The sequence below is a fragment of the Xenophilus sp. Marseille-Q4582 genome, from assembly GCF_916700565.1.
In the GTDB taxonomy this organism is placed as follows: domain Bacteria; phylum Pseudomonadota; class Gammaproteobacteria; order Burkholderiales; family Burkholderiaceae_C; genus Xenophilus.
Genome location: NZ_CAKAKO010000002.1, coordinates 882,966 through 909,396 on the forward strand (window position 1 = coordinate 882,966; position 26,431 = coordinate 909,396).

Consider the following 26,431-nt stretch of genomic DNA (forward strand, 5'->3'; position numbering starts at 1 on the left):
GGGGCGCGGGGCGCCAATTCCAGGGCGGGCCCTGCGGCGGCGGGGAGAGTGTGCAGGCAGGGCCCGCGCCTCCCGCCCGCGGCGTGGAATGACGCCGCGCCGGTCCGCGCGCCATGCTGCTTTCACGCGCGCGACAACGCCCGGCGTGACGGAATGCCGGAGCGGCCGGGGTTTGTACTTATAATGAGAGGCTTTGTAGAATTTCTGCGGATGCAGGGGCGGCCACACCAATGAACAACAACGCCCCTGTGACCGGAGATGAGGCCGAGGTTTCCGACTTCAAGCCGCTGACCGCCGAGCAGGCGCAGCGCTTGCGCGAACAGCATCCCGAACCGTCGCCCTGGTGGGTGATCGCGGCCCAGGTGGCCGCGGGATTGCTCGCGGCAGGGATCGCCTGGGCCTGGGCCCGGCAGCCTTCGGCTGCGGGGTCGGCCTTCTACGGAGCCCTGGCGGTCACCTTGCCTGCAGCCCTCTTCCTGAAGGCGACGCGGCGCGGGACGCAGCAGCTGTCACAGTCTGCTGTCATGCTGAGGTTTTTTGTCTGGGAGTTGATCAAGATCGTATTGACCGTGGCCCTGCTGGCCGCGGCGCCGTGGCTGATCGGCGATCTCCACTGGCTGGCCTTGGTGGCCGGCGTGGTGGTCGCGCTGAAGATGTACTGGGTTGCGCTCTTGGTGCGGCCTCGCTTTTTGAACCGTATTTGACCGTTAGAGAGACGCTGATAAATGGCCGCCGAAGGACACGCACCGACCGCCAGTGAGTACATCGTCCACCACCTGCAGCACTGGCAGGTGGACTGGGGCCTCAATGCCACGAAGCAGACGGCGATCATCGACTTCAACGTGATCAACCTGGATTCGGTGCTCTATTCCGTGATCCTGGGTGTGTTGGGCTGTCTGGTGCTGTGGCTGGCCGCGCGCAAGGCGACCTCGGGCGTCCCGGGCCGCTTCCAGGCCGCCGTGGAACTGCTGGTCGAGATGGTCGACAACCAGGCCAAGGCCAACATCCACAACGCCCAGAGCCGCAAGTTCATCGCCCCGCTGGCGCTCACCGTGTTCGTCTGGATCTTCCTGCTCAACGCGATGGACCTGCTGCCCGTCGACCTGCTGCCCCACCTGTGGGCGCAGGCCTATGGTGCGATGGGCCATGACCCGCACCATGCCTACATGCGCGTCGTGCCGACGGCCGACCTGTCCACCACGCTGGGCCTGTCCACCTCGGTGCTGCTGCTGTGCTGGTTCTACAGCGTCAAGATCAAGGGCGCTGGCGGCTGGGCGCACGAGCTGGTCACGGCGCCGTTCGGCACCAGCAAGAACCCCATCTTCGCGCTGATCCTCGGCGTGGTGAACCTGCTGATGCAGGTCATCGAATACGTGGCCAAGACCGTCTCGCACGGCATGCGTCTGTTCGGCAACATGTACGCCGGCGAACTGGTGTTCATGCTGATCGCCCTGATGGGCGGCGCCGCGGCCCTGTCCCTGTCGGGCGTGCTGCTGCCGCTGGGTCACATCATTGCGGGCTTCATCTGGGCTGTGTTCCACATCCTGGTGATCACGCTGCAGGCCTTCATCTTCATGATGCTGGCGCTGATCTACCTGGGTCAGGCGCACGAAGCGCACTGATCACCCCGGTTTCTCGTTTCCCTTCCCTTTCCTCTTGCCAATCATTTTTTCCTAAGGAGTCATCATGGCAAACGTTCTCGGTCTCGTCGCTCTGGCTTGTGGTTTGATCGTCGGTCTCGGCGCGATCGGTGCTTCCATCGGTATTGCCCTGATGGGTGGCAAGTTCCTCGAGTCCTCGGCCCGTCAGCCCGAGCTGATGAACGACCTGCAGACCAAGATGTTCATCTTGGCCGGTCTGATCGACGCCGCCTTCCTGATCGGCGTGGCCATCGCTCTGCTGTTCGCCTTCGCCAACCCCTTCATCGCCGCGCTGCCCGCCGCCTGATTCGCGTCCGACGCCCCGCCTAAAAGAGAGGTGTTGACGTGAGTATCAACGCAACGCTGTTCGTTCAGGCCGTCGTCTTCCTGCTGCTGGTGCTGTTCACGATGAAGTTCGTGTGGCCGCCCATCGCGAAGGCGCTGGATGAGCGCACACAGAAAGTCGCCGCGGGCCTGGCGGCCGCCGAGAAGGCGAAGGCCGAACTCGCGTCTGCCAACCAGCGTGTCGAACAGGAACTGCAGGCCTCGCGCACCGAGACCGGCAACCGCCTGGCCGACGCCGAGCGCCGCGCCCAGCAGATCATCGAAGAGGCCAAGGCCCGCGCCACCGAGGAAGCCGCCAAGATCGTGGCCGCCGCGCGTGACGAGGCCGAGCAGCAGGCCGTGCGGGCCCGTGAAGCCCTGCGCGAGCAGGTGGCTGCGCTGGCCGTCAAGGGTGCCGAGCAGATCCTGCGCAAGGAAGTCAACGCCGGCGTCCACGCCGACCTGCTTTCGCGCCTGAAGACCGAACTCTGAGGACTGCCATGGCCGAACTCGCGACCATCGCACGTCCCTACGCCGAAGCCCTGTACAAGGCCACGGCCGGCTCGGCCGACGCCACGCTCGGCTGGCTCGCCCCGCTGGCTGCTGTGGCGGGCGATGCCCGCCTGCAGGAGTTCGCGTCCAATCCGAAGGTCGGGGTGCAGCAGGTGTTCGACCTGATCGCCGGCCTGGTGCCCCAGGGCCTGCCCGACACCGGCCGCAACTTTCTGCAGACCGTGCTGGAGAACGGCCGCCTGGCGGCCCTGCCCGAAGTCGCGCAGCAGTACCGTGCCCTGCACAACGCCAGCAGCGGCGCCGCCGACGCCGTGATCCAGAGCGCCTTCCCGATCGACGACGCCGCGCTGAGCGAAGTCACCGGGGTGCTGGAACGCCGCTTTGGCCGCAAGCTCACGGCACGCGTGGAGATCGATCCCGCGCTGATCGGCGGCATTCGTGCCGTGGTCGGCGACGAAGTGCTCGACACCTCCGTCAAGGCCCGACTCGAACAAATGAAGGCTGCACTCATCGCCTGAGGGCGGTGCGCGCGCTGGCCGTCACACAGATTGAAAGAAGGAAAGAGTCATGCAACTCAATCCCGCAGAAATTTCCGAGCTGATCAAGAGCCGCATTGAAGGCCTGGGCGTCAGCGCCGACATCCGCAATCAGGGCACCGTGGTCTCGGTGACCGACGGCATCGTGCGCATCCACGGCCTGTCCGACGTGATGCAGGGCGAAATGCTGGAATTCCCGGCCACCGCCTCGGGCCAGGCCACCTACGGCCTGGCGCTGAACCTCGAGCGCGACTCCGTCGGCGCCGTGATTCTGGGCGAGTACGAACACATCTCCGAAGGCGACACCGTCAAGTGCACCGGCCGCATCCTGGAAGTGCCGGTCGGCCCCGAGCTGATCGGCCGCGTGGTGAACGCGCTGGGCCAGCCCATCGACGGCAAGGGCCCGATCAACGCCAAGCTGACCGACGTGATCGAGAAGGTCGCACCCGGCGTGATCGCACGGAAGTCCGTCGACCAGCCGATGCAGACGGGCCTGAAGTCGATCGACTCCATGGTGCCCATCGGCCGCGGCCAGCGCGAACTGATCATCGGCGACCGCCAGACCGGCAAGACGGCCGTCGCGATCGACACGATCATCAACCAGAAGGGTCAGAACATGACCTGCATCTACGTCGCGATCGGCCAGAAGGCTTCGTCGATCAAGAACGTGGTGCGTGCCCTGGAACAGGCCGGCGCGATGGACTACACCATCGTGGTGGCCGCATCGGCCTCCGAATCGGCCGCCATGCAGTACGTGTCGGCCTACTCGGGCTGCACGATGGGCGAATACTTCCGCGACCGCGGCCAGGACGCGCTGATCGTCTATGACGACCTGTCCAAGCAGGCCGTGGCGTACCGCCAGGTCTCGCTGCTGCTGCGCCGCCCGCCGGGCCGCGAAGCCTACCCCGGCGACGTGTTCTACCTGCACAGCCGTCTGCTGGAGCGCGCCGCGCGCGTGAACGCCGACTACGTCGAAGCCTTCACCAAGGGCGAGGTCAAGGGCAAGACCGGTTCGCTGACGGCGCTGCCGATCATCGAGACGCAGGCCGGCGACGTGTCCGCCTTCGTGCCCACCAACGTGATCTCGATCACCGACGGCCAGATCTTCCTGGAAACCAGCCTGTTCAACGCCGGCATCCGCCCCGCCATCAACGCCGGTATCTCGGTGTCGCGCGTGGGTTCGTCTGCGCAGACGAAGGTCATCAAGGGCCTGTCCGGCGGTATCCGTACCGACCTGGCGCAGTACCGCGAACTGGCGGCCTTCGCGCAGTTCGCCTCCGACCTGGACGCGTCGACCAAGAAGCAGCTGGACCGTGGCGCACGCGTGACGGAACTGCTCAAGCAGACCCAGTACAGCCCGCTGCCGATCTCGCTCATGGGCGCGTCGCTGTTCGCCGTGAACAAGGGCTTCATGGACGACCTGGACGTGAAGAAGGTGCTTCCCTTCGAACATGGCCTGCACCAGTTCCTGAAGACCAGCCACGCCGCGCTGCTCGACAAGATCGAACAGGCCAAGGCCCTGGACAAGGACGCCGAAGCCGAGCTGACCGCCGCGATCACCGCGTTCAAGAAGTCCTTCGCCTGATGGCGGCCGGACAGGACAAGGCTTAAGGAGCATCGATGGCAGCCGGCAAGGAAATCCGCGGCAAGATCAAATCGGTGGAGAACACCAAGAAGATCACCAAGGCCATGGAAATGGTGGCCGCGTCGAAGATGCGCAAGGCGCAGGACCGCATGCGTGCGGCCCGTCCCTACGCCGACAAGGTGCGCACCATCGCGGCGCACCTGAGCCAGGCCAATCCCGAGTACACCCACGCCTTCATGAAGACCAACGACGCCAAGGTCGCGGGCTTCATCGTGGTGACGACGGACAAGGGCCTGTGCGGTGGCATGAACACCAACGTGCTGCGGGCCGTCACGGCCAAGCTGCGCGAGCTGCAGTCGGCCGGCGTGTCGACCGAGGCGGTGGCCATCGGCAACAAGGGCCTGGGCTTTCTCACGCGCATCGGCGCCAAGGTGGTCTCGCATGCCACGCAGCTGGGCGACACGCCGCACCTGGACAAGCTCATCGGGCCGGTCAAGGTGCTGCTGGACGCCTACGCGGAAGGCAAGATCAACGCGGTCTACCTGAGCTACACCAAGTTCATCAACACGATGCGCCAGGAGTCGGTGGTCGAGCAGCTGCTGCCGCTGAGCGCCGACGCACTGCAAGGCGAGAAGACCCCCGGCCACAGCTGGGACTACATCTACGAGCCCGACGCGCAGACCGTCATCGACGAGCTGCTGGTGCGCTACGTGGAGTCGCTGGTCTACCAGGCCGTGGCCGAGAACATGGCGTCGGAGCAGTCCGCACGCATGGTGGCCATGAAGGCCGCCACCGACAATGCGGGCAACGTGATCAACGAGCTCAAGCTGGTCTACAACAAGACCCGCCAGGCCGGCATCACGAAGGAACTGTCGGAGATCGTGGCCGGTGCGGCCGCGGCGACCGGCAACTGATTCCCTCGGTCCGGCATACAGATTCAAGACAAATTACTGGAGCAGAACATGGCTCAGGCTCAAGGAACAATCGTTCAATGTATCGGCGCCGTGGTCGACGTGGAATTCCCGCGTGACCAGATGCCCAAGGTCTACGACGCCCTGAAGTTCGAAGACGGCACGCTGACGCTGGAAGTGCAGCAGCAGCTCGGTGACGGCGTGGTCCGCACCATCGCCCTGGGCTCCTCGGACGGCCTGCGTCGCGGCCTGACGGTGACGAACACCGGCGCGCCCATCACGGTGCCCGTGGGCAAGGCCACGCTGGGCCGCATCATGGACGTGCTGGGCAATCCCATCGACGAGCGCGGCCCCGTGAGCCAGGAGCTGACCGCTTCCATCCACGCCAAGGCCCCCGCCTACGACGAGCTGTCGCCCTCGCAGGAACTGCTGGAAACCGGCATCAAGGTGATCGACCTGGTCTGCCCGTTCGCCAAGGGCGGCAAGGTGGGCCTGTTCGGCGGTGCCGGCGTGGGCAAGACCGTGAACATGATGGAGCTCATCAACAACATCGCCAAGGCGCACTCGGGCCTGTCGGTGTTCGCCGGTGTGGGTGAGCGCACCCGCGAGGGCAACGACTTCTACCACGAGATGTCGGACTCCAAGGTCGTGGTTCAGGAGAACCTGTCCGAGTCGAAGGTGGCCATGGTCTACGGCCAGATGAACGAGCCCCCGGGCAACCGCCTGCGCGTGGCGCTCACGGGCCTGACCATCGCCGAATCCTTCCGCGACGAAGGCCGTGACGTGCTCTTCTTCGTCGACAACATCTACCGCTACACGCTGGCCGGTACCGAGGTGTCGGCACTGCTGGGCCGCATGCCGTCTGCCGTGGGCTACCAGCCGACGCTGGCCGAGGAAATGGGCCGCCTGCAGGAGCGCATCACGTCGACCAAGGTCGGCTCGATCACCTCCATCCAGGCCGTGTACGTCCCTGCGGATGACTTGACCGACCCCTCGCCGGCCACGACCTTCGCCCACCTGGACTCCACCGTGGTGCTGAGCCGTGACATCGCCTCGCTGGGCATCTACCCTGCCGTGGACCCGCTGGACTCGACCTCGCGCCAGCTCGACCCCAACGTCGTCGGCGAAGAGCACTACAGCGTGGCGCGCGCCGTGCAGGGCACGCTGCAGCGCTACAAGGAACTGCGCGACATCATCGCCATCCTGGGCATGGACGAACTGGCACCGGAAGACAAGCTGGCCGTGGCCCGCGCCCGCAAGATCCAGCGCTTCCTGTCGCAGCCCTTCCACGTGGCCGAAGTGTTCACCGGCTCGCCCGGCAAGTACGTGCCGCTGGCCGAGACCATCCGTGGTTTCAAGATGATCGTGAACGGCGAGTGCGACCACCTGCCGGAGCAGGCCTTCTACATGGTGGGCACGATCGACGAAGCCATCGAAAAGGGCAAGAAGGTCGCGTAAAGCGGTGCATTCGGGCGATCCGCGTCGTTGCGGTGCTCGCCGTACTTGGTGTACGGCTGTGCGCCGCGCCTCGCGGCTCGTCCCGACTGCTTGCTTTCCGCAACTTTTTCCCTGATCCAAAGGAAGCTACATGGCCAACACCATTCAAGTCGATGTCGTCAGCGCAGAAGAGTCCATCTTCTCGGGGCAGGCTCGCTTCGTGGCGCTGCCCGGTGAAGCCGGCGAGCTCGGCATCTATCCGCGCCACACGCCGCTGATCACGCGCATCCGCCCGGGTGCCGTGCGCATCGAGACGGCCGAGGGCAACGAGGAGTTCGTGTTCGTGGCCGGCGGCATCCTCGAGGTGCAGCCCGATTCCGTCACCGTGCTGTCCGACACGGCCATCCGCGGCAGGGACCTGGACGACGAGAAGGCGAACCAGGCCAAGGCCGCGGCCGAAGAAGCGCTGAAGAACGCCAAGAGCGACATCGACATCGCCATGGCCCAGTCCGAGCTGGCCGTGATGGCCGCCCAGATCGCCGCACTGCGCAAGTACCGCCAGAAGAAGTAAGCGGCCTTCGCCGCCGCTCGCCTTCGGGCCTGGAAGCCAGTCAGTTCGCTGACTGGCTTTTTCTTTGGGCGGTGCGCACGCCAGCCTTGGTCTTTTGCTCAAGAATGGCCAAAGTTAGGCCTTGTTTGTGCGAAGTCGGCCGCCTAGCATCCGTGCATCGACGCCGCCCTTGAGCGGCGCCTCACACGAACGCACGGAGACAACGCCGCATGGCGCCCTGGAACGGCCTTTCCGCCGGTGAGCTGGAATTGCTGTCGACCACCTTCTGGTCGGCCGGCGGCTCCCGCCATGGCATGGCCGAGCGCCTGGGCTTCTCGCGCAGCAAGGCCAATGCACTGATCGCGGGCCTGATCGCCCAGGGCCTGCTGGCCGAGGCCGGTCCGCGCGCGTCCACCGGCGGCCGCCGCCCCGAGCACCTGTGCCTGCATGCCGACCTGGGCGTGCTCGGGGTCGTGGACATCGGCGCCACCAGCCTCGACGTGGCCGTGCTGCAGCCCGACCTCACGGTGCTCGCGCGCCATGCCGAAGCCATCGACGTGCGCGAAGGCCCCGGCGTGGTGCTGGCGCGCGTGCGCCAGCGCCTGCGCGAGCTGCTGCAGGGCCAGGGCATTTCGCCGCGCCGCGTGCTGGGCATCGGCATGGGCGTGCCCGGCCCGGTGAACTTCGAGGCCGGCCAGCTCGTCAATCCTCCGCTGATGCCGGGCTGGGACAGCTTCTCCATCCGCGACTACCTGCGCGAGGACTACGCGGCGCCGGTCTTCGTCGACAACGACGTGAACCTGATGGCGCTGGGCGAGCTGTGGCGCCTGCAGCGCCAGCTGTCCAACTTCCTCGTGATCAAAGTCGGCACCGGCATCGGCTGTGGCATCGTCTGCCACGGCGAGGTGTACCGCGGCGCGGCCGGCTCGGCCGGCGACGTGGGCCACATCTGCGTGGACCCGCAGGGGCCGCGCTGCCACTGCGGCAACGTGGGCTGCGTGGAAACGATGGCTGCCGGCCCCGCCATCGTGCGCATGGCGCAGGCGGCGGCGGAACGCGGCGAGTCGCCCGCGCTGGCCGCCGTGCTGCGCACCCAGGGCCGCATCGAGGCCGTCGACGTCGGCCATGCCAGCCGCGCGGGCGACGTGGCGGCCAACGCCATCATCCAGCGCGCGGGCAACCTGATCGGCCAGATGCTCGCGTCGGTGGTCAATTTCTTCAACCCCTCGCACGTGTTCATCGGCGGCGGCATCACGCAGATCGGCCCGCTGTTCCTCGCGGCCGTGCGCCAGAGCGTCTACCAGCGCTCGCTCGCCCTGTCGACGCGGCACCTGGAGATCCAGTACACGCCGCTGGGCACCGACGCGGGCGTGATCGGCGCCGGTGTGCTGGCCATGCACGAGACGCTCAAGGTGCGCGGCGTGGCGCCGTGACGCAGGACCGACGCATGACTTCCTCAACGATCCCGAAGCCCTCCGTCGCCGTCGATTTCGATGCGATCACCAAGGCCTTCGGCCCCGTGCAGGTGCTGCATGGCGTGAGCTTCGCGCTGCCGCCGGGGCGCGTGATCGGCCTGCTGGGCGAGAACGGCGCCGGCAAGTCCACGCTGATGAAGATCCTGGGCGGCTACGAAGCACCCACGGGCGGCGCGCTGCGCATCAACGGCGTGGCCCGGCATTTCCGCAGCTCGCGCGATGCCGAGGCGCTGGGCATCGTGCTGATCCACCAGGAATTCAACCTGGCCGAAGACCTGAGCATCGCGGACAACATCTTCCTCGGCCACGAGAAGCGCAAGGGCCTCTTCCTGGACGACCGCGCCATGCACGCAGAAGCCGCCGCGGCCCTCGCGCAGGTGGGCCTGCCGATCGATCCGGCCACCAAGGTGCGCCGCCTGATCGTGGCCGAGAAGCAGCTGGTCGAGATCGCCAAGGCCCTGGCCCGGCGCGCGCGCCTGCTGATCATGGACGAGCCCACGGCCACGCTCACGCCGGGCGAGACCGAGCGCCTGTTCAAGCTCATCGCGCAACTGCGCGCCGACGGCGTGACCATCGTCTACATCTCGCACAAGCTCGACGAGGTGGAGCGCGTGACCGACGAGGTAGTGGTGATGCGCGACGGCCGCTTCGTCACGCGCGAGGCGACGCAAAAGCTCACGCGCCACCAGATGGCCAACCTGATGGTCGGCCGCGAGATCGCCGACCTGTATCCGCCGCGCGACCCCGTGGCGACCGACCGCGCACCGGCGCTGCGCGTGCGCGGCTTCACGGTGCCGGGCTGGGCGCAGCAGGTGGATTTCGAGGTACGGCCCGGCGAGATCCTGGGCTTCGCCGGCCTCGTCGGCGCGGGCCGCACCGAACTGTTCGAAGGCCTGCTGGGCCTGCGCCCCGCGAGCGGCGAGGTGCAGCTGCAGGGCCGCGCCGTACAGCTGCGCTCGCCGCGCCAGGCCGCCGACCAGGGCCTGACCTACCTCAGCGAAGACCGCAAGGGCAAAGGTCTGCACGTGGCCTTCGGCCTGCGCCAGAACCTCACGCTGATGGCCCTGGAGCGCCATGTCCAGCCCTGGCTGCAGCCGGCCAGCGAGCGCGCGGCGCTGGATGCCGCGGTGAAGGACTTCGGCATCCGCACCGGCTCGCTCGACGTGCGCGCCGCTTCGCTGTCGGGCGGCAACCAGCAGAAGCTCGCGCTGGCCAAGGTGCTGCATCCGCAGCCCAAGGTGGTGGTGCTCGACGAGCCCACGCGCGGCGTGGACGTGGGCGCCAAGCGCGACATCTATTTCCTGATCCAGCGGCTGGCGCGCGAAGGCCTGGCCGTGATCGTCGTCTCCTCCGAACTCATGGAGCTGATCGGCCTTGCGCACCGCGTGGCCGTGATGCGCGCCGGCCGCCTGGTGGCCACGCTGCCGGCCGAACACCTGAGCGAGGAAGAACTCATTGCGCACGCGACCGGCACCGCCGCTTCAGACCATGTCCCAGCCTGATCCGACCCCCCTCTCCGCCGCCGCCGAAGGCGCGGCGCACCGCGCCGAGGCCGCCCCGCGCTGGACCGAGCGCCTGCACGGCTTCGGCCCGGTCATCGGCCTGGTGCTGCTGTGCATCGCGGGCGCGCTGCTCAACAGCGACTTCGCGACGCCCGAGAACGCGATGAACGTGCTCACCCGCACGGCCTTCATCGGCATCATCGCGGTGGGCATGTGCTTCGTCATCATCTCGGGCGGGATCGACCTGTCGGTGGGCTCGATGGCGGCGCTGATCGCGGGCAGCGTGATCATGTTCATCAACTGGGCCGGCCCCGCCAGCGGCTCGCCGATGCTCGCGGTGGTGCTGGGCGCGGCGCTCGCGGTGCTGCTGGGCGCGGTCTTCGGCCTCGCCCACGGCCTGCTCATCACCAAGGGCCGCATCGAGCCCTTCATCGTCACGCTGGGCACGCTGGGCATCTTCCGCGCCTACCTGACCTACTTCGCCGACGGCGGCGCGCTCACGCTGGACAACGAATTCGCCGACCTCTACGCGCCCGTGTACTACGGCAGCCTGCTGGGCATCCCGGTGCCGGTGTGGGTCTTCGCGGCGGTGGCCGTGCTGGGGGGCGTCATCCTCAACCGCACGGCCTACGGGCGCTACGTGCAGGCCATCGGCTCGAACGAACAGGTGGCGCGCTACGCGGCCGTGGACGTGGACCGCGTGAAGATCCTCACCTACGCGCTGCTGGGCGTGTGCGTGGGCATCGCCACGCTGCTGTACGTGCCGCGCCTGGGCTCGGCCTCGCCCACCACGGGCCTGCTGTGGGAGCTGGAAGCCATCGCCGCCGTGATCGTGGGCGGCACGGCGCTCAAGGGCGGTGCCGGCAGCATCAGCGGCACCGTGGTCGGCGCCATCCTGCTCTCGGTCATCAGCAACATCCTGAACCTCACCAGCATCATCAGCGTGTACCTCAACGCGGCGGTGCAGGGCTTCGTGATCATCGTCGTCGCGTTCCTCCAGCGCGGCCGCCGCTAGCCGGCTGCCGCGCCTTTTTCCTGTGTCTTTCCCCGTCCGTGAATCCCAACCAAGGAGACTCTGCATGAACCGCATCACCCGCCGCATCGCGCTCAGCGCCGTGGCCGCCGCCGCCGCTGTCGCGGCCCTGCCCGCGCTGGCTGCCGAAAAAGTGAACCTCGGCGTGTCCATCCCGGCCGCCACCCACAGCTTCATGGGCGGCATCAACTACTGGGCCAACCAGGCCAAGAAAGACCTGGAGAAGCAGCACAAGGACCTGAAGATCACGATCAAGACGGCCGCCAACGCGCCCGAGCAGGCCAACCAGCTGCAGGACCTGTCCACCGTCACCAAGATCAACGCGCTGGTCGTCTTCCCCTTCGAGTCGGCGGCGCTGACCAAGCCGGTCGCGCAGGTCAAGGCCAAGGGCGCCTATGTCACGGTGGTCGACCGCGGCCTGACCGACACCAGCGCGCAGGACGCCTACGTCGCCGGCGACAACACCGCCTTCGGCCGCATCCCGGCCGAATACATCGCCAAGAAGCTCAATGGCAAGGGCAACGTGGTGGCGCTGCGCGGCATCGCGACCACGCTGGACAACGAGCGCATGGACGCCTTCAACGCCGTGCTCAAGAACTACCCCGACATCAAGCTGCTGGATGCCAAGTACGCCAACTGGAACCGCGACGACGCCTTCAAGGTCACGCAGGACTACCTGACGCGCTTCAAGGAGATCGACGCCATCTGGGCGGCCGACGACGACATGGCCGTGGGCGTGCTCAAGGCCATCGAGCAGGCCAAGCGCAACGACATCAAGATCGTGTTCGGCGGCGCCGGCGCCAAGGGCGCCGTGAAGACGCTGATCGACAACAGCGATCCGCGCATCCAGGCCAACGTGAGCTACTCGCCCAAGTTCATCTACGACGCGATCAAGCTCACGGCCGAGGCACGGCTGAAGGGCGAGAAGCTGCCGGCGACGACCATCATCCCGTCGGTGCTGATCACCAAGGAAAACGCCAAGGACTTCTACCACCCGAACTCGCCGTTCTGACCGGCGCGCCGCGCCGGCGGCTCCCGGGCGCTCGGTGCCGTTGCGCCCGGGCGTGCGGCCGGCGGTCGCGGCCTGCGGCGGCACGGGCGGCCCCCCCGCTGCGTGCCGCTCCCGTCTCGTGCAAACGCACGGCCTCGTTCTTCCAGGAGTCCCTCCATGCCGATCCGTCCCGCCCTGATTCCCTGCCTGCGCTATGCCGACGCGCCCGCCGCCATCGACTTCCTGTGCCACGCCTTCGGCTTCGAGCGGCGGGTGGTCTACACGGACGAGCAGGACGCCTCGGTCGTGCACCATGCCGAGCTGCTGCTGCACGGGCACATGGTGATGCTGGGCTCCGACCGGCCCGGCGAGGTGCGCGATCGCTACCGCTGGAAGACGCCGCAGCAGGCGGGCGGCATCACGCAGTGCATCTATGCCGTGATCGCCGACCCCGACGCGCACTGCGCCCGCGCCCGCGCGGCCGGTGCCGAGATCCTGACCGAGCCCCACGACAACGAGGGCTACCCGGGCCGCAGCTACGACGCGCGCGACCCCGGTGGCCATGTGTGGAACTTCGGCAGCTACGACCCCTTCGACGACACGGCGACGCCCTGAAGGCCGCACGCTCCCCGTTCTTTTTCTTCAAGTGACCGCTCCGATGACTGCCCCTGCCGCCTCCTCGATCCGACCGCTGCGCTATGCCATGGTGGGCGGCGGGCAGGGGGCCTTCATCGGCGCGGTGCACCGCCATGCGCTGGCCCTCGATGGCCAGGCGCAACTGGTGGCGGGCGCGCTGTCGTCCACGCCGGAGAAGGCACGCGCCTCGGGTCAGGCCCTGGGCCTGGCCGACGACCGCAACCACGGCAGCTGGCAGGCGCTGCTGGCCGACGAGCAGCGGCGGCCCGCGCACGAGCGCGTGGACTTCGTGGTGATCGTCACGCCCAACCACGTGCATTTCCCGGTCGCGCAGGCCTTCGTGGAAGCGGGCTTCCATGTCGTGTGCGACAAGCCCCTGGTGCACACGCGCGAACAGGCCGACGCGCTGGTGGCCGCCGTGGCGCGCCAGGGCACGGTCTTCGGCGTGACCTACAACTACAGCGGCTACCCGATGGTGCGCCAGGCCCGCGACATGGTGCGCGCGGGCGAACTGGGCACCGTGCGCAAGGTGGTGGTCGAATACACGCAGGGCTGGCTGGCCACCGCGCTGGAAGGCGAGGGCAACAAGCAGGCCGGCTGGCGCACCGACCCCGCCCGCAGCGGCGCGGCCGGTGCCATCGGCGACATCGGCTCGCATGCCGAGAACCTCGTGGCCACCGTCACCGGCCTGGAGATCGAAGCGATCTGCGCCGACCTGGGCGCGCTGGTGCCCGGCCGTGCGCTGGACGACGACGCGAGCCTGCTGCTGCGCTTTGCGGGCGGCGCGCGCGGCGTGCTGGTCGCCTCGCAGATCAGCACCGGCAAGGAGAACGACCTGCGCCTGCGCGTGAGCGGCACGCGCGGCACGCTGGAATGGCGGCAGGAGCGGCCCAGCGAACTGCGGCATTGGCCCGACGACGGGCCGCAGCGCGTGCTCACGCGCGGCGCGCCCTGGCTCAGCCCTTCGGCGCAACGGGCCAGCCGCATCCCGGCCGGCCACCCCGAAGGCTTCATCGAGGCCTTCGCCAACGTCTACGCGGGCGTGATCGCCGACATCCGCGCGCGCCAGGCCGGCCGCCGGGCCGATGCACTGGAGGCCGACTACCCGCGCGTGGAAGACGGCGCGCGCGGCGTGCGCTTCATCGAGCGCACGGTCGCCTCGGCGGCCAGCGCGCAGAAGTGGACGGCCTGGTAGGCGCCGCGCGCTTCGCCGCGCGGGCGGGCGTGCCCGATCGCGTTGCCCGCGCGCCATGCGCAGGCGCACGGCGCTGCCGGCACACGCCTATGGCGAAGGCGGTATAGGCGCGCGCCGCGGCGCTCGGTACAACGGCCAGCTTCCGCGGCCCGCGCCGCGGCTCTGCCTGTCCCATGCCTGCCGGAGCCCGTCCATGTCCCTGTCTTTTCCTTTGCTGGTCCGCGCGGGCCTGGCCGCCGCCCTGGGGGCGGCCGGTGCGGCCGTGCTGGCCGGCCCCGGATTTCCGCCCCGCAAGCCCGGCCTGTGGGAAATGCGCTCCGTGCAGAAGGCCGGCGCGAAGGAGGCGATGACCGTGCAGCAATGCGCCGACAGCGCCACCGACAAGGCGCTGCAGGAATACGGCCTCGCGCAGCCGCAGATGAACCGCAAGTTCTGCAAGGAAGAGATGCGCAACGAGGCCGGCAAGATGCTCGTGCACACCGAGACCTGCAGGCAGAGCGGCACCACGATGACGCGCCGCATCGTCATTTCGGGTGATTTCAACGTGGCCTACCGCGTCGAGTCGCACACCGTGTACGACCCGAAGCCGCGCACGCCGCCGCCCGACGAGGACCTGGTGGCCGACATGCGCTGGCTGGGCGCCTGCCCCGCCGGCATGAAGCCCGGCGACATGATGCTGCCGGGCGGCATGAAGGTGAACGTGCAGGACATGACCCGCATGGGCGCCCTGGCCGGCCAGCTGATGCGCACCGGTCCCGACGCGAAGGCCGGCGAGATGACGCTGCCCGATGGCACCCAGGTCGACCTGGAAGCCATGAAGCGCATGGCGGCCGAGATGCACAAGCAGATGGGGCCCGCCGCGCGCGGCGCGGGAAACACGGGCAAGTAGGCCCCTCGCCTCGGAGGCGCGCCAGCCGGCTTGGCCTCTTTTCCGACACCGCGCGCGCCGCGCCCTGGCGGATGATGGCGCATCGCCCGACGCCCCGCGCCCCGCATGGACCTCGTCATCGCCCGCCCCGAAGGCCTGTACTGCCCGCCCGGCGACTTCTACATCGACCCCTGGAAGCCGGTGGCGCGCGCCGTCATCACGCACGGCCATTCCGACCATGCACGCTGGGGCCATGCGCACTACCTGGCCCACACCGACAGCGAAGGCGTGCTGCGCCAGCGCCTGGGCGCCGACATCACGCTGCAGACGCTGCCGTACGGCGAAGCCCTCGTGCACCAGGGCGTGCGCATCTCGCTGCACCCCGCCGGCCATGTGCTGGGCTCGGCGCAGGTGCGGCTCGAACACGGCGGCCGGGTGTGGGTCGCCTCGGGCGACTACAAGACCGAGCCCGACGGCACCTGCGCGCCCTTCGAGCCCGTGCCCTGCGACACCTTCATCACCGAATCCACCTTCGGGCTGCCCATCTACCGCTGGCCCACGCAGGCGGCGCTCTTGGCCGACATCAACGACTGGTGGCGCCGCAATGCCGCGCAGGGCCGCGCCTCGGTGCTCTTCTGCTATGCCTTCGGCAAGGCCCAGCGCATCCTGCATGGGGTGGACGCGAGCATCGGCCCGATCGTCGTGCATGGGGCGGTGGAGCCGCTCAATGCCGTGTACCGCGCCGCAGGTGTGGCGCTGCCGCCCACCTTGCGGGTGACCGATCCCGGCGTCGATGCCACGCTGCTCCAGCGCGCGCTGGTGCTGGCGCCGCCTTCGGCACAGGGCACGCCGTGGATGAAGCGCTTCGGCCACTACGCCGACGCCTTCGCCTCGGGCTGGATGCGGTTGCGCGGCACGCGCCGCCGCCGCGGCGTGGACCGCGGCTTCGTCATGAGCGACCACGCCGACTGGCCCGGCCTGCAGCAGGCCATCGCCGGCACCGGGGCCGAGCGCGTGTTCGTCACGCATGGCAGCGTGGCGGTGCTCGTGCGCTGGCTGCGCGAGAGCGGCCTGCAGGCCCAGGGCTTCAAGACCGAGTACGGCGACGAGGACATGGCCGACCGGCCGGGTGCGGCCGGCGGCGAGGACGCAGGCGCGGCGCAGGCCGTGCCCGATGCGCCCGCGCATCCGCACCTTCGTGCGGGCCGGAAGGCGGACGCGCCGTGAAGGCCTTCGCCGCGCTGTACCACGCGCTGGACGCCAGCACCTCCAACCTGGCCAAGCAGGCCGCGCTGCAGCGCTACCTGCGCGATGCGCCCGCGGCCGACGCGGCCTGGGCCGTGTACTTCCTGGCCGGCGGCAAACCGCGCCAGCTGGTGCCGGTCAAGCTGCTGCGCTTCCTGGCGCAGGAGGCGGCCGGCCTGCCGGAATGGCTGTTCGACGAAAGCTACGAGGCCGTGGGCGACCTGGCCGAAACCATCGCACTGCTGCTGCCCCCGCCCAGCGACGCGCACGACCTCGGCCTGGCGCAATGGGTCGAGCAGCACCTGCTGCCGCTGCGGGGCGCGCCGGCCGAGGAACTGCCCGACCGCCTGCGCGCGCAATGGCGCCAGCTCGCCGAGGGCGAACGGCTGGTGTACTTCAAGCTCATCACCGGCGCCTTCCGCGTCGGCGTTTCCAAGCTGCAGGTCACGCAGGCGCTGGCGGCCGTGGGCGCGGTGGACGCCAAGCGCGTCGCCCAGCGGCTCATGGGCTACACGCACATCGGCGCGCGGCCCGACGCGGCGGCCTACACGGCGCTCATCGCCCCTGAGAGCGAGGGCGAGCAAAACACAAGTACCAGCGGCCAGCCTTACCCCTTTTTCCTGGCGCATCCTTTCAACGTGGACGTGGCGCAGTTCGATGCACTGCTCGGTCCGCCCACCGATTGGCTGGTGGAATGGAAGTGGGACGGCATCCGCGCCCAGCTGGTCAAGCGCGCGGGCCAGGTGTGGCTGTGGTCGCGCGGCGAGGAACTGGTGACCGAGCGCTTCCCCGAACTGGCCATGATGGGCGAGGCGCTGCCCGACGGCACGGTGCTCGACGGTGAGATCGTCGTCTGGCGCAGCGATGCGGCGGCTCCAGACGCCGAAGGCCGCGTGCAACCCTTTGCCGAGCTGCAAAAGCGCCTCGGCCGCAAGACCCTGGGCGCCAGGCTGCTGCGCGAGTTGCCCGTGGTGCTGCTGGCGTACGACCTGCTCGAATGGGAAGGGCGCGACCTGCGCGCGCTGCCACAGGCCGAGCGGCGCGTGCGGCTGGACGCGCTGCTCGCGCAGCTGCGCCACCCGCAGCTCGTCGCGAGCCCGCTGCTCGCGGGCACCGACTGGGCCGACCTGGCGCGCCAGCGCGAGGCCGCGCGCAGCCTGGGCGTGGAGGGCATGATGCTCAAGCGGCGCGACGCGCAGTACGGCGTGGGCCGCACCAAGGACGTGGGCGTGTGGTGGAAGTGGAAGATCGATCCGCTGTCCGTCGACGCCGTGCTCATCTATGCCCAGCGCGGCCACGGCCGCCGCGCCAGCCTCTACAGCGACTACACCTTCGCCGTCTGGGATGGTCCGCCGGAACAGCCGGACCGCAAGCTGGTGCCCTTCGCCAAGGCCTATTCGGGCCTCACCGACGCCGAGATGGCACGTGTGGACGCCGTGATCCGTAAGACCACGATCGAGAGCTTCGGCCCGGTGCGCAGCGTGAAACCCACGCTGGTGTTCGAACTGGGCTTCGAAGGCATCGCCCGCAGCACGCGCCACAAGAGCGGCATCGCCGTGCGCTTCCCGCGCATGCTGCGCTGGCGCGAGGACAAGCCGGTGGAGGAGGCCGATACGCTGGGGACGTTGGAGGCATTGTTGCCGTCATGACGCAGGTGTGCCGTTCGCAGGGGGCATCCCGGTTGCGCATTTCGTGCAGCCCTGGAGCGCGGCCATGGCGATGAGTACCGGTGCGCTTCTGGCCTGGTTCAAGGCTCGCGGCTGGCGTCCCTTCGCTTTCCAGAAAGAGGTCTGGCAAGCCATTGCCGAGGCGCAGTCCGGCTTGCTGCACGCGACCACCGGTGCCGGCAAGACGTACGCGGTGTGGCTCGGGGCGCTGCGGGCCTTGGCCATGGCGCCGAAGCCGGCCATCCCGCATCGCAAGTCGGCAAACACACCCGCGGGCGAACAAAGTCCGCAGAGCCCGCCGCTCACCGTTCTCTGGCTCACCCCCATGCGCGCGCTGGCGGCCGACACGCTGCGCGCGCTGCAGGAGCCGCTGCAGGCGCTGGCGCCGCACTGGTCGGTGGCGGCGCGCAGCGGCGACACCGCGTCGGCCGAGCGCGCGCGGCAGGACCGGCGGCTGCCCACGGCCCTGGTCACCACGCCCGAAAGCCTGTCGCTGCTGCTCTCGCGTGCCGATGCGCAGGCGCTGTTTTGCCACCTGAAGCTGGTGGTGGTCGACGAATGGCACGAGCTGCTGGGCAACAAGCGCGGCGTGCAGGTGCAGCTGGCGCTGGCGCGGCTGCGGACCTGGAACCCGTCGCTCATGACCTGGGGCATGTCGGCCACGCTGGGCAACCTCGACGAGGCGATGCACACGCTGCTCGGCCCGCGTGAAGGCGGGCCGCCCGGCACGCTGGTGCAGGGCCAGGTGCCCAAGCAGCTGGTGGTCGATTCGCTGCTGCCGGGGCGCGCCGAGCGCTTTCCCTGGGGCGGCCACCTGGGCCTGATGATGCTGCCGCAGGTGATCGCCGAGATCGAAGGCAGCCGCACCACCCTGGTCTTCACCAACACGCGCTCGCAGGCCGAGATCTGGTACCAGGCCATGCTGGAGGCCAAGCCCGAGTGGGCCGGGCTGATCGCGCTGCACCACGGCTCGCTGGACAAGGGCGTGCGCGAATGGGTGGAGCTGGGCCTCAAGAAGGGCGCGCTGCGCGCCGTGGTCTGCACGTCGAGCCTGGACCTGGGCGTGGACTTCCTGCCCGTGGAGCGCGTGCTGCAGATCGGCTCGCCCAAGGGCGTGGCGCGGCTGCTGCAGCGCGCGGGGCGGTCCGGCCATGCGCCGGGGCGGCCGTCGCGCATCACGCTCGTGCCCACGCACAGCATCGAGATGGTCGAGGGCGCCGCCGCGCGCGCAGCCATCGCGGCCGGCCACATCGAAGCGCGCAGCACGCCCGAGCAGCCGCTCGATGTGCTGGTGCAGCACCTGGTCACGGTGGCGCTGGGCGGCGGTTTCGTGCCCGAGGCGCTGTACGCGGAAGTGCGCCGCACGGCGGCCTATGCCCGGCTCTCGCGCGAGAGCTGGGACTGGTGCCTGGGTTTCGTGCGCCAGGGTGGCCCTTCGCTGGCCGCCTATCCGGACTACCGGCGCGCCGTGCCCGACGAGGAGGGCGTGTGGCGCGTGCCCGACGCGCGCCTGGCGCGCCGGCACCGCATGAACATCGGCACCATCGTGAGCGACGCCAGCATGAACGTGCAGTACGTGGGGGGCGCGCGCCTCGGCACGGTGGAAGAGAGCTTCGCCGCACGCCTGAAGCCGGGCGACTGCTTCCTTTTCGGCGGCCGGCTGCTGGAGATGGTGCGCATCCGCGAGATGACGGCCTGGGTGCGCCGCGCGAGCGGTGCGCGGCCCGCCGTGCCGCGCTGGAACGGCGGGCGCATGCCGCTGTCGACCACGTTGGCCGATGCGGTGGTGCAGCAGCTGGCGCGGGCCGGCGACGGCCGCTACGACTCGCCCGAGCTGCAGTGCGTGCGCCCCTTGCTGGAGATCCAGCAGCGCTGGTCGGCCCTGCCCACGCCGGGCACGCTGCTGGCCGAGACGCTGAAGACGCGCGAGGGCTGGCACCTCTTCCTCTACCCCTTCGCAGGCCGGCAGGTGCACCTGGGCCTGGCCAACCTGCTGGCCTGGCGTGTGGCGCAGCATGCGCCGCGCACCTTCTCCATCGCCGTGAACGACTACGGCTTCGAGCTGCTCAGCGCCACCGAAGTGGACTGGCCCGCGCTGCTGCCCGGGGTGCTGCGCACCGGCCACGATGCCGCAGCGCAGGATGCGTTGGACCCCCCCAGCCCGCAGGAGGGCGAGCGCCAGGCCCTGCTGCACGAAGTGCTGCAAAGCCTCAACGCCAGCGAACTGGCGCAGCGGCGCTTCCGGGAGATCGCGCGCGTGTCGGGCCTGATCTTCCAGGGCTACCCGGGCGAGAAGCGCAGCAACAAGCAACTGCAGGCCTCGTCCTCGCTGTTCTGGGAGGTCTTGCGCAAATACGATCCGGCCAATCGCCTGCTGCTGCAGGCCGAGCAGGAGCTGCTGGCGCAGGAGCTGGAGATCGGCCGCCTGCGCGCCAGCCTCTCGCGCATGCGCGGACAGGCCCTGGTGGTGAAGGGGCTGGCGCGGCCCACGCCCTTCGCTTTTCCGTTGATGGTGGAGCGCTTCCGCGAGAAGCTCAGCAACGAAAGCGTGGCGGACCGCATCGCGCGCATGGTCGCGCAGCTGGAAAAGGCGGCCGGGGGCGAATTGCGGCCCGAGGCCGCGCCGCCGCAGGTGCGCGAAGCCCTGGCCTTCGACGCGCCCGAGCCGCCACGCCCGCCCCCGCGCGAGGCGCGGTCGCGCGGCAGCCGCAGCCGGCGGCGTGGCGCGCCGGGTTGAGCCCGGCGGCGCCCCCGCGGGCGCTCCGGCCGGGCACGGTGCCGCGGCGCCACCTACACTCCGGGACAGGGGGGAGGGCGCACACAAACGCTGACACTGGCCGCCGACTCTTCCTGCATCCGTGCCTTCCTTGTTTTCTTCTTCTCCTTCGCCTCCTTTGCCTTCCTCGTCGGGCCGGGGCGCGGCCGTGCCCGCCGCCGCGCAGGCCACTGCACCGGCCACCGTGCCGGCCATCGTCCATTGGGCCGGCGAATCGCTGCAACTGCTGCCGGCACCGGCCCTGTGGTGGCCGGCGCAGCGCACGCTGTTCGTCGCCGACCTGCACCTGGGCAAGGCCGCCAGCTACCGCGCGCTGGGCCAGCCGGTGCCGGGCGGCACCACGGCGCGCAACCTGGCGCGGCTGGATGCGCTGATCGCCGCCCACGCGCCCGCGCGGCTGGTGTTCCTGGGCGACTTCCTGCATGCGCGCGAGGCGCGCACGCCGGCGCTGCTGCAGGCACTGGCGCAATGGCGCGCGCGCCATGCGGCGCTCGCGATGACGCTGGTGCGCGGCAACCATGACGACCGCGCGGGCGATCCGCCGGCCGCGCTGCAGATCGCCGTGGTGGACGAGCCGCACCTGCTCGGCCCCTTCGCGGCCTGCCACCATCCGCAGGACCACGCGAGCCATTTCGTGCTGGCCGGGCACGCGCACCCGGTGTGCAGCCTGCACGGTGCGGGGCGCGACCGGCTGCGGCTGCCCTGCTTCGTGCAGGACGCGGGCCGCGCGGTGCTGCCCGCCTTCGGGGAATTCACGGGCGGCTGGCTGGTGCCGCCGGCCCCGGGGCGCCGCTTCCATGCCGTGGGCGGCGAGGCCGTCTGGGCCTTGCCCGATGCCGGCCGCGGCGCCGATGCACCGGCACGCGCGGCAGGTGCCATGGGCGGTCTCGCGCCGCAGAGGTTTGGGCCATGAACGAACGCAACCTGCGCAGCACGGCCCCTTCGCTGCGCGACGAGGCCGCGCGCATGCTGATGCGCTCGTCCTTCGTGGCCGAGATGGACCTGCACGAGGCCACCGTGGTGGTCGACGCGATGCGGCCGCTGTTCGTGGAAGCGGGCACGGTGATCATGACGGAAGGCCAGTCCGAGGACGTGGACTACATGGCCCTGCTGCTCGAAGGCCAGGTGCGGGCCGAGAGCGCCTCGCAGATGCCCGGCGAGGAGGTGGTGATCTCCATCATCGGCCCGGGCCAGCTGATCGGCGAGATGGGCATCCTCGACGGCGAGCCGCGTTCGGCCACCTGCACGGCGCTCACCGACCTGAAGCTGGGCATCCTGTCGCGCGCGGCCCTGCGCGGGCTGGTGGAAGTGCAGCCGGCCGTGGCCGCGCGCCTGCTGCTGGCCATCGCGCAGGCCATGGCCGAGCGCGTGCGGGAAAGCAACCGGCGCTTTCGCACGCTGTTGCGCGTCACGCGCGCGCTGCAGCGCGAGCTCGATGCCACGCATGCCGTGAACCGGCGCCTGCTGGACGGGCAGGACGGCACGCCCCGGCGCTGAAAAGGTCCGCCCCCCCCGGCCACGCTGGCCGAGGTGCTCAGAGCCTGTTCAGTGTCTCCAAGGCGGCTGCCCGAAGGGTTGGGGCGAAATCGGGCCCGCTCAGCGCTGCGTCGCTTGCGCGCCGTGCGGCGCGGGCCGACATCCGGGCGGACTGAACAGGCCCGCCGGCCGGGGACGCCGTGGCGCCGGCTCGCGGGCCGCAGTGCAGCGCCCGGTGACGACTTTCTTTCGGGGCCCAGCGATCGCTGCGCAGCGCTGCGCGCAGGCTCAGATCACCACGGGCGTGTCCGGCAGTTCGTTGCTGTGGCGGTGGGTGCCGGGGCTTGCGGGAAAGTGGGCCACCAGCAGCGCCGACACCTCTTCCAGCGCCAGCGTCACCCCATCCTCGAAGCGGCCCTCGGAAAAGGCCTGGCCCATGCGCCGGGCCATGGCCTGCCACTCGGCGGCGTCCACGTGGGTGTCAATGCCGCGGTCGGCCACGATCTCGATCGCATGTTCGGCCAGCAGCAGGTAGATCAGCACGCCGTTGTTGTGCGCCGTGTCCCAGACGCGCAGCTTGCCGAACTGCGTGACCGCGCGCTGGCGCGCGGGCGCATCGCGGCGGATGTAGCTCCAGGGCAGGCCGGCTTCGATGCAGATGCGGATCTGGCCGGTGTGGCGCTGCTCGCTCGCGCGCACGCGCTCGCCCAGGCGCTGCAGCACTTCGGGCGGAAAGGCGCGGCGCACGTCGGCCGCATCGGTCAGGCGGTTGCGCAGCAGGCGCCGCAGGCGGCCGGCCAGCGTGGGCGGATAGGTCTTGCGTCCCGGCATCACCAGTCTCCCGAGGCGCCGCCGCCCCCGAAATCGCCCCGCCGCCGGAGCTGAAGCCTCCGCCGCCGCCGCTCCAGCCGCCGGAGGACGATCCGCCGCTCCAGCCCCCGCCGTACCCGCCGCCATAGCCGCCACCGTAGCCCCGGCCACCGCCGCGGCCGCCGCTCAGGCCGGTGGTGGCGCTGGCGAACAGCGTGAACAGCAGCGCGGCCACGCCCGCGAAGCCCGCCGCGAGCAGGCTGGCCGTGACGACGTAGGCGATGCCGCCCGCCGCGCCGCCCGTGAGCAGCGGCCCCAGCGTGCGGCCGAAGACGCCGCGCAGGATCGGCCCGCCGACCACCACGCCGAAGAAGAGCAGGATGGCCAGGTCCTGCCAGTCGGCGTCGAACAGCGCGTCGCCGCGGCGCGGGCCATCGTCCTGCACCTCGGGCAGCGCCTCCCCCGCGATGCGCGCCATCAGCTGGTCCAGCGCCGCATTGATGCCGCCCGCGAAGTCACCGTTGCGAAACGCGGGCTTCATCTGCTGGTCGATGATGCGCGCGGCCGCGATGTCGGGCACCGCGCCCTCCAGCGTCTTGGCCACCTCGATGCGCATGCGCCGCTCGTCCTTGGCGACGATCAGCAGCAGGCCGTCGCCCACGTCGCGGCGGCCGATCTTCCAGGCGTTGGCCACCCGGTTGGCATAGGCCGCGATGTCCTCGGGCGCCGTGGCCGGCACCATCAGCACCACGATCTGCGTGCCCTTGCGCTGCTCGAAGGCGGCCAGCTTCGCTTCCAGCGCCTGCCGCTCGCCGGCCGCGAGCGTGCCGGTCTGGTCGATCACGCGCGACGTGAGCCCGGGCACCTCGCGCAGCGGCTGCGCCCAGGCCGCGGCCATGAAGGCGCCGAAGGCCGCCGCGACGAGGAACAGCGCGGTCAGGCGGCGCAGGAGCAGAGCGGGCACGGCGGTCGAAGGCGCGGGAAGCGGGGGGCGCAAGCGGGCGCGGGGCGCCGGCTCACTGCCGGGGCGCGGGGGCCGGCGCGCTGCCGCCGGTGCCGAAGTCCACCGTCGGCGGGCGCGAGATCTCGGCCTCGTTCTGCACCGAGAAGGTGGGCTTGGGCTCGTAGCTGAACACCATCGCCGTCAGGTTGGTGGGAAAGCTGCGCGCCAGCACGTTGTATTCCTGCACGGTCTGGATGTAGCGGTTGCGCGCGACGGTGATGCGGTTCTCGGTGCCTTCCAGCGTCACGCGCAGGTCGCGGAAGGCCTGGTTGGCCTGCAGCTGCGGGTAGCGCTCGGCCACCACCATCAGGCGCGACAGCGCGCTCGACAGCTCGCCCTGCGCCTGCTGGAACTGGTTGAAGGCCTGCGGGTTGTTCAGCGTCTCGGGCGTGACCTGGATGGAGGTGGCCTTGGCGCGCGCCTCGACCACGCGCGTGAGCGTTTCCTGCTCGAAGTTCGCTTCGCCCTTGACCGAGGCGACGATGTTGGGCACCAGATCGGCGCGGCGCTGGTACTGGTTCAGCACCTCGCTCCAGGCGGCCTTGCTGCTCTCGTCCAGCTTCTGGAAATCGTTGTAGCCGCAGCCGCTGAGGGCGGCGGCCAGCAGCAGTACGGGAAGCCAGCGTCGGGTCATGGGGTGCTCCTCTGAGTGCGCGATGCGATGCATGGGCGCGGCCGACCTCCCGGCCGCGCAGGCGGCGAAGGTAGCACACCGGCGGGTCTGCCTGTCACCGCCTGGAGGCACAATCGGCCTCCATGCCCACCCGCACCAAACTGCGCGCCGCCGCCCTGGGCGGCAGCGCCGACGACATCGAGCATGCTTTCTACGAAGCGCTGCAGCGCGGCGACATCGACGCGCTGATGGCCTGCTGGGCCGACGAGGACGAGGTGTTCTGCGTGCACCCCGGCGGCCCGCGGCTGGTGGGCACGGGCGCCATCCGCGCCGCCTTCGAGCAGATGTTCGACGGGGGCGGGCGTATCGACGCCCAGCCCGCGCGCGTGCGCAAGATCGAATCGCTGGCCAGCAGCGTGCACAACGTGCTCGAGCGCATCGAGGTGCTGACGGCCGAGGGCCCCAAGCATGCCTTCGTGCTGGCCACCAACGTCTACCACAAGACCGCGCAGGGCTGGCGCATGGTGGCCCACCATGCCAGCCCCGGCACGGCCGCCGAGCCCGCCGAGGGGCACGACGCGCCGGGCTTCCTGCACTGAGACGCCGGAGCCTGGGAGCGCGGGGCACGGCCCCGGCCTGCGCGATGCACGACTACCGATCCCCGCGCTGGCTGCCCGGCGGCCACCTGCAGACCATCTGGCCCGCGCTGTGGTCGCGCCGGCATGACGGGCCGGCGCCCGTGTACCGGCGCGAACGCTGGGACACGCCCGACGGCGATTTCATCGACGTGGATTTCCAGGACCCGCCCCAGACGAGCGGTGCGGCCGCCGCCCCGCTGCTGGTGCTGTTCCACGGCCTCGAAGGTTCCTCGCGCAGCCACTATGCCGAAGCCTTCGCGGCCCATGCGCGCGCCCAGGGGCTGGCCTTCGCGGTGCCGCATTTCCGCGGCTGCAGCGGCACCATCAACCGGGCGCCGCGCGCGTACCACTCGGGCGACTACGAAGAGATCGGGTGGATCCTGCGGCGCTTTGCCGAGCGGGAGCGGGCGCGCGCAGGCGCTCCCATTCTGGCCGCCGGCGTTTCGCTGGGTGGCAATGCGCTGCTGCGCTGGGCCGAGGAGGCCGGCGCCACGGCCGCGCAGGCGGTGCGCGCCGTCGCGGCCGTGAGCGCACCGCTGGACCTGGCGGCCGGCGGCGCGGCCATCGGGCGCGGCTTCAGCCGCCAGGTCTACACGCGCATGTTCCTGCGGACCATGAAGCCCAAGGCGCTGGCCAAGCTGGCGCAGCACCCCGGCCTGTTCGACCGCGCGCGGCTGGTCGCGGCGCGCGACCTGTACGCCTTCGACGACGTGTTCACGGCGCCGCTGCACGGCTTTCGCAACACCGAGGACTACTGGGCGCGCGCTTCCGCCAAGCCGCACCTGCGCGCCATCCGCGTGCCCGCGCTGGTGGTGAACGCGCGCAACGACCCTTTCGTGCCCGCCGCCAGCCTGCCCGGCGCGCACGAGGTCGGCTCTCAGGTGACGCTGTGGCAGCCCGCGCATGGCGGACATGTGGGCTTTGCGATGGGGCCGCCGCCGGGGCATGTGCGATCCATGCCCGAGGCGGTGATCGCCTGGCTGCGCGCGCATCTCTGACAGCGCGGC

Annotated in this window: 25 protein-coding genes and 1 pseudogene; 23 read left to right on the top strand and 3 right to left on the bottom strand. The window is 70.1% G+C overall.

Annotated elements, in window-relative coordinates:
* The first annotated feature begins 230 nt into the window (after positions 1 to 230).
* The 21 genes from LG388_RS09345 (at position 231) to LG388_RS09445 (ending at position 22,381) form a co-directional block, all read left to right on the top strand.
* On the top strand, positions 231 to 704 hold the full coding sequence (locus LG388_RS09345) for an ATP synthase subunit I (RefSeq protein WP_225782534.1): 474 nt from the start codon (positions 231 to 233) through the stop codon (positions 702 to 704).
* A 21-nt stretch (positions 705 to 725) separates the two neighbouring features.
* Complete coding sequence (gene atpB, locus LG388_RS09350) at positions 726 to 1,622, top strand: F0F1 ATP synthase subunit A (RefSeq protein WP_225782535.1); 897 nt, start codon at positions 726 to 728, stop codon at positions 1,620 to 1,622.
* Positions 1,623 to 1,686: 64 nt separating this feature from the next.
* Complete coding sequence (atpE, locus tag LG388_RS09355) at positions 1,687 to 1,947, top strand: F0F1 ATP synthase subunit C (protein WP_056667590.1); 261 nt, start codon at positions 1,687 to 1,689, stop codon at positions 1,945 to 1,947.
* Positions 1,948 to 1,985: 38 nt separating this feature from the next.
* The gene (locus LG388_RS09360) at positions 1,986 to 2,456 is read left to right on the top strand and encodes a F0F1 ATP synthase subunit B (RefSeq protein ID WP_225782536.1); all 471 of its coding nucleotides are present in this window, start codon (positions 1,986 to 1,988) and stop codon (positions 2,454 to 2,456) included.
* 8 nt (positions 2,457 to 2,464) lie between these two features.
* Positions 2,465 to 2,995, top strand: coding sequence for a F0F1 ATP synthase subunit delta (locus LG388_RS09365; RefSeq protein WP_225782537.1), 531 nt, complete (start codon positions 2,465 to 2,467; stop codon positions 2,993 to 2,995).
* 49 nt (positions 2,996 to 3,044) lie between these two features.
* Complete coding sequence (gene atpA, locus LG388_RS09370) at positions 3,045 to 4,598, top strand: F0F1 ATP synthase subunit alpha (protein ID WP_225782538.1); 1,554 nt, start codon at positions 3,045 to 3,047, stop codon at positions 4,596 to 4,598.
* 35 nt (positions 4,599 to 4,633) lie between these two features.
* Positions 4,634 to 5,512 (top strand): F0F1 ATP synthase subunit gamma, encoded by an 879-nt coding sequence (gene atpG, locus LG388_RS09375; protein WP_225782539.1) that lies wholly within the window; start codon positions 4,634 to 4,636, stop codon positions 5,510 to 5,512.
* Positions 5,513 to 5,560: 48 nt separating this feature from the next.
* Positions 5,561 to 6,967 (top strand): F0F1 ATP synthase subunit beta, encoded by a 1,407-nt coding sequence (atpD, locus tag LG388_RS09380; protein ID WP_225782540.1) that lies wholly within the window; start codon positions 5,561 to 5,563, stop codon positions 6,965 to 6,967.
* Positions 6,968 to 7,097: 130 nt separating this feature from the next.
* Positions 7,098 to 7,517, top strand: a complete 420-nt coding sequence (locus tag LG388_RS09385) for a F0F1 ATP synthase subunit epsilon (RefSeq protein ID WP_225782541.1) — start codon at positions 7,098 to 7,100, stop codon at positions 7,515 to 7,517.
* Between the two features lie 242 nt (positions 7,518 to 7,759).
* Positions 7,760 to 8,929 carry an ROK family protein gene (locus LG388_RS09390; RefSeq protein ID WP_225782769.1) on the top strand — a complete coding sequence of 390 codons (1,170 nt, stop codon included), beginning with the start codon at positions 7,760 to 7,762 and terminating at the stop codon, positions 8,927 to 8,929.
* A 14-nt stretch (positions 8,930 to 8,943) separates the two neighbouring features.
* Entirely contained in the window at positions 8,944 to 10,473 is a 1,530-nt protein-coding gene (locus tag LG388_RS09395) for a sugar ABC transporter ATP-binding protein (protein ID WP_225782542.1), read from the top strand.
* Positions 10,460 to 11,488: an ABC transporter permease gene (locus LG388_RS09400; RefSeq protein WP_225782543.1), complete on the top strand. Its 1,029-nt coding sequence runs from the start codon at positions 10,460 to 10,462 to the stop codon at positions 11,486 to 11,488. The genes LG388_RS09395 and LG388_RS09400 overlap by 14 nt, the downstream gene beginning before the upstream one ends.
* 64 nt (positions 11,489 to 11,552) lie before the next feature.
* Positions 11,553 to 12,518: a substrate-binding domain-containing protein gene (locus LG388_RS09405; protein WP_225782544.1), complete on the top strand. Its 966-nt coding sequence runs from the start codon at positions 11,553 to 11,555 to the stop codon at positions 12,516 to 12,518.
* A 156-nt stretch (positions 12,519 to 12,674) separates the two neighbouring features.
* On the top strand, positions 12,675 to 13,112 hold the full coding sequence (locus tag LG388_RS09410; protein ID WP_225782545.1) for a VOC family protein: 438 nt from the start codon (positions 12,675 to 12,677) through the stop codon (positions 13,110 to 13,112).
* A gap of 43 nt (positions 13,113 to 13,155) precedes the next feature.
* Positions 13,156 to 14,328 (top strand): Gfo/Idh/MocA family protein, encoded by a 1,173-nt coding sequence (locus tag LG388_RS09415; RefSeq protein WP_225782546.1) that lies wholly within the window; start codon positions 13,156 to 13,158, stop codon positions 14,326 to 14,328.
* Between the two features lie 193 nt (positions 14,329 to 14,521).
* Positions 14,522 to 15,217: a DUF3617 family protein gene (locus LG388_RS09420; protein WP_225782547.1), complete on the top strand. Its 696-nt coding sequence runs from the start codon at positions 14,522 to 14,524 to the stop codon at positions 15,215 to 15,217.
* Between the two features lie 105 nt (positions 15,218 to 15,322).
* On the top strand, positions 15,323 to 16,423 hold the full coding sequence (locus tag LG388_RS09425; protein ID WP_225782548.1) for a ligase-associated DNA damage response exonuclease: 1,101 nt from the start codon (positions 15,323 to 15,325) through the stop codon (positions 16,421 to 16,423).
* Complete coding sequence (locus tag LG388_RS09430; protein WP_225782549.1) at positions 16,420 to 18,090, top strand: ATP-dependent DNA ligase; 1,671 nt, start codon at positions 16,420 to 16,422, stop codon at positions 18,088 to 18,090. The genes LG388_RS09425 and LG388_RS09430 overlap by 4 nt, the downstream gene beginning before the upstream one ends.
* Positions 18,091 to 18,154: 64 nt before the next feature.
* Positions 18,155 to 20,845, top strand: coding sequence for a ligase-associated DNA damage response DEXH box helicase (locus LG388_RS09435; protein WP_225782550.1), 2,691 nt, complete (start codon positions 18,155 to 18,157; stop codon positions 20,843 to 20,845).
* Between the two features lie 187 nt (positions 20,846 to 21,032).
* A complete protein-coding gene (gene pdeM / locus LG388_RS09440) occupies positions 21,033 to 21,797 on the top strand; it encodes a ligase-associated DNA damage response endonuclease PdeM (RefSeq protein WP_370630133.1) in 765 nt (254 codons plus the stop codon).
* A complete protein-coding gene (locus LG388_RS09445) occupies positions 21,794 to 22,381 on the top strand; it encodes a cyclic nucleotide-binding domain-containing protein (protein WP_225782551.1) in 588 nt (195 codons plus the stop codon). Before pdeM ends, LG388_RS09445 begins: the two co-directional genes overlap by 4 nt.
* Before the next feature lie 267 nt (positions 22,382 to 22,648).
* Here the strand turns inward: LG388_RS09445 and LG388_RS09450 are convergent, their stop codons facing one another.
* From LG388_RS09450 to LG388_RS09460, 3 genes and pseudogenes are all read right to left on the bottom strand, one after another.
* Positions 22,649 to 23,191: a TPM domain-containing protein gene (locus LG388_RS09450; RefSeq protein ID WP_225782552.1), complete on the bottom strand. Its 543-nt coding sequence runs from the start codon at positions 23,189 to 23,191 to the stop codon at positions 22,649 to 22,651.
* Positions 23,191 to 24,068, bottom strand: a pseudogene (locus LG388_RS09455) (YgcG family protein). The gene LG388_RS09450 and the pseudogene LG388_RS09455 overlap by 1 nt, the downstream one beginning before the upstream one ends.
* Before the next feature lie 118 nt (positions 24,069 to 24,186).
* Positions 24,187 to 24,807: a LemA family protein gene (locus LG388_RS09460; protein WP_225782553.1), complete on the bottom strand. Its 621-nt coding sequence runs from the start codon at positions 24,805 to 24,807 to the stop codon at positions 24,187 to 24,189.
* A gap of 122 nt (positions 24,808 to 24,929) precedes the next feature.
* Here LG388_RS09460 and LG388_RS09465 point away from each other — a divergent pair, with 122 nt between their 5' ends.
* Both LG388_RS09465 and LG388_RS09470 read left to right on the top strand, forming a co-directional pair.
* A complete protein-coding gene (locus tag LG388_RS09465; RefSeq protein ID WP_225782554.1) occupies positions 24,930 to 25,385 on the top strand; it encodes a nuclear transport factor 2 family protein in 456 nt (151 codons plus the stop codon).
* A gap of 44 nt (positions 25,386 to 25,429) precedes the next feature.
* A complete protein-coding gene (locus tag LG388_RS09470) occupies positions 25,430 to 26,422 on the top strand; it encodes a YheT family hydrolase (RefSeq protein WP_225782555.1) in 993 nt (330 codons plus the stop codon).
* The last annotated feature ends 9 nt before the right edge of the window (positions 26,423 to 26,431 follow it).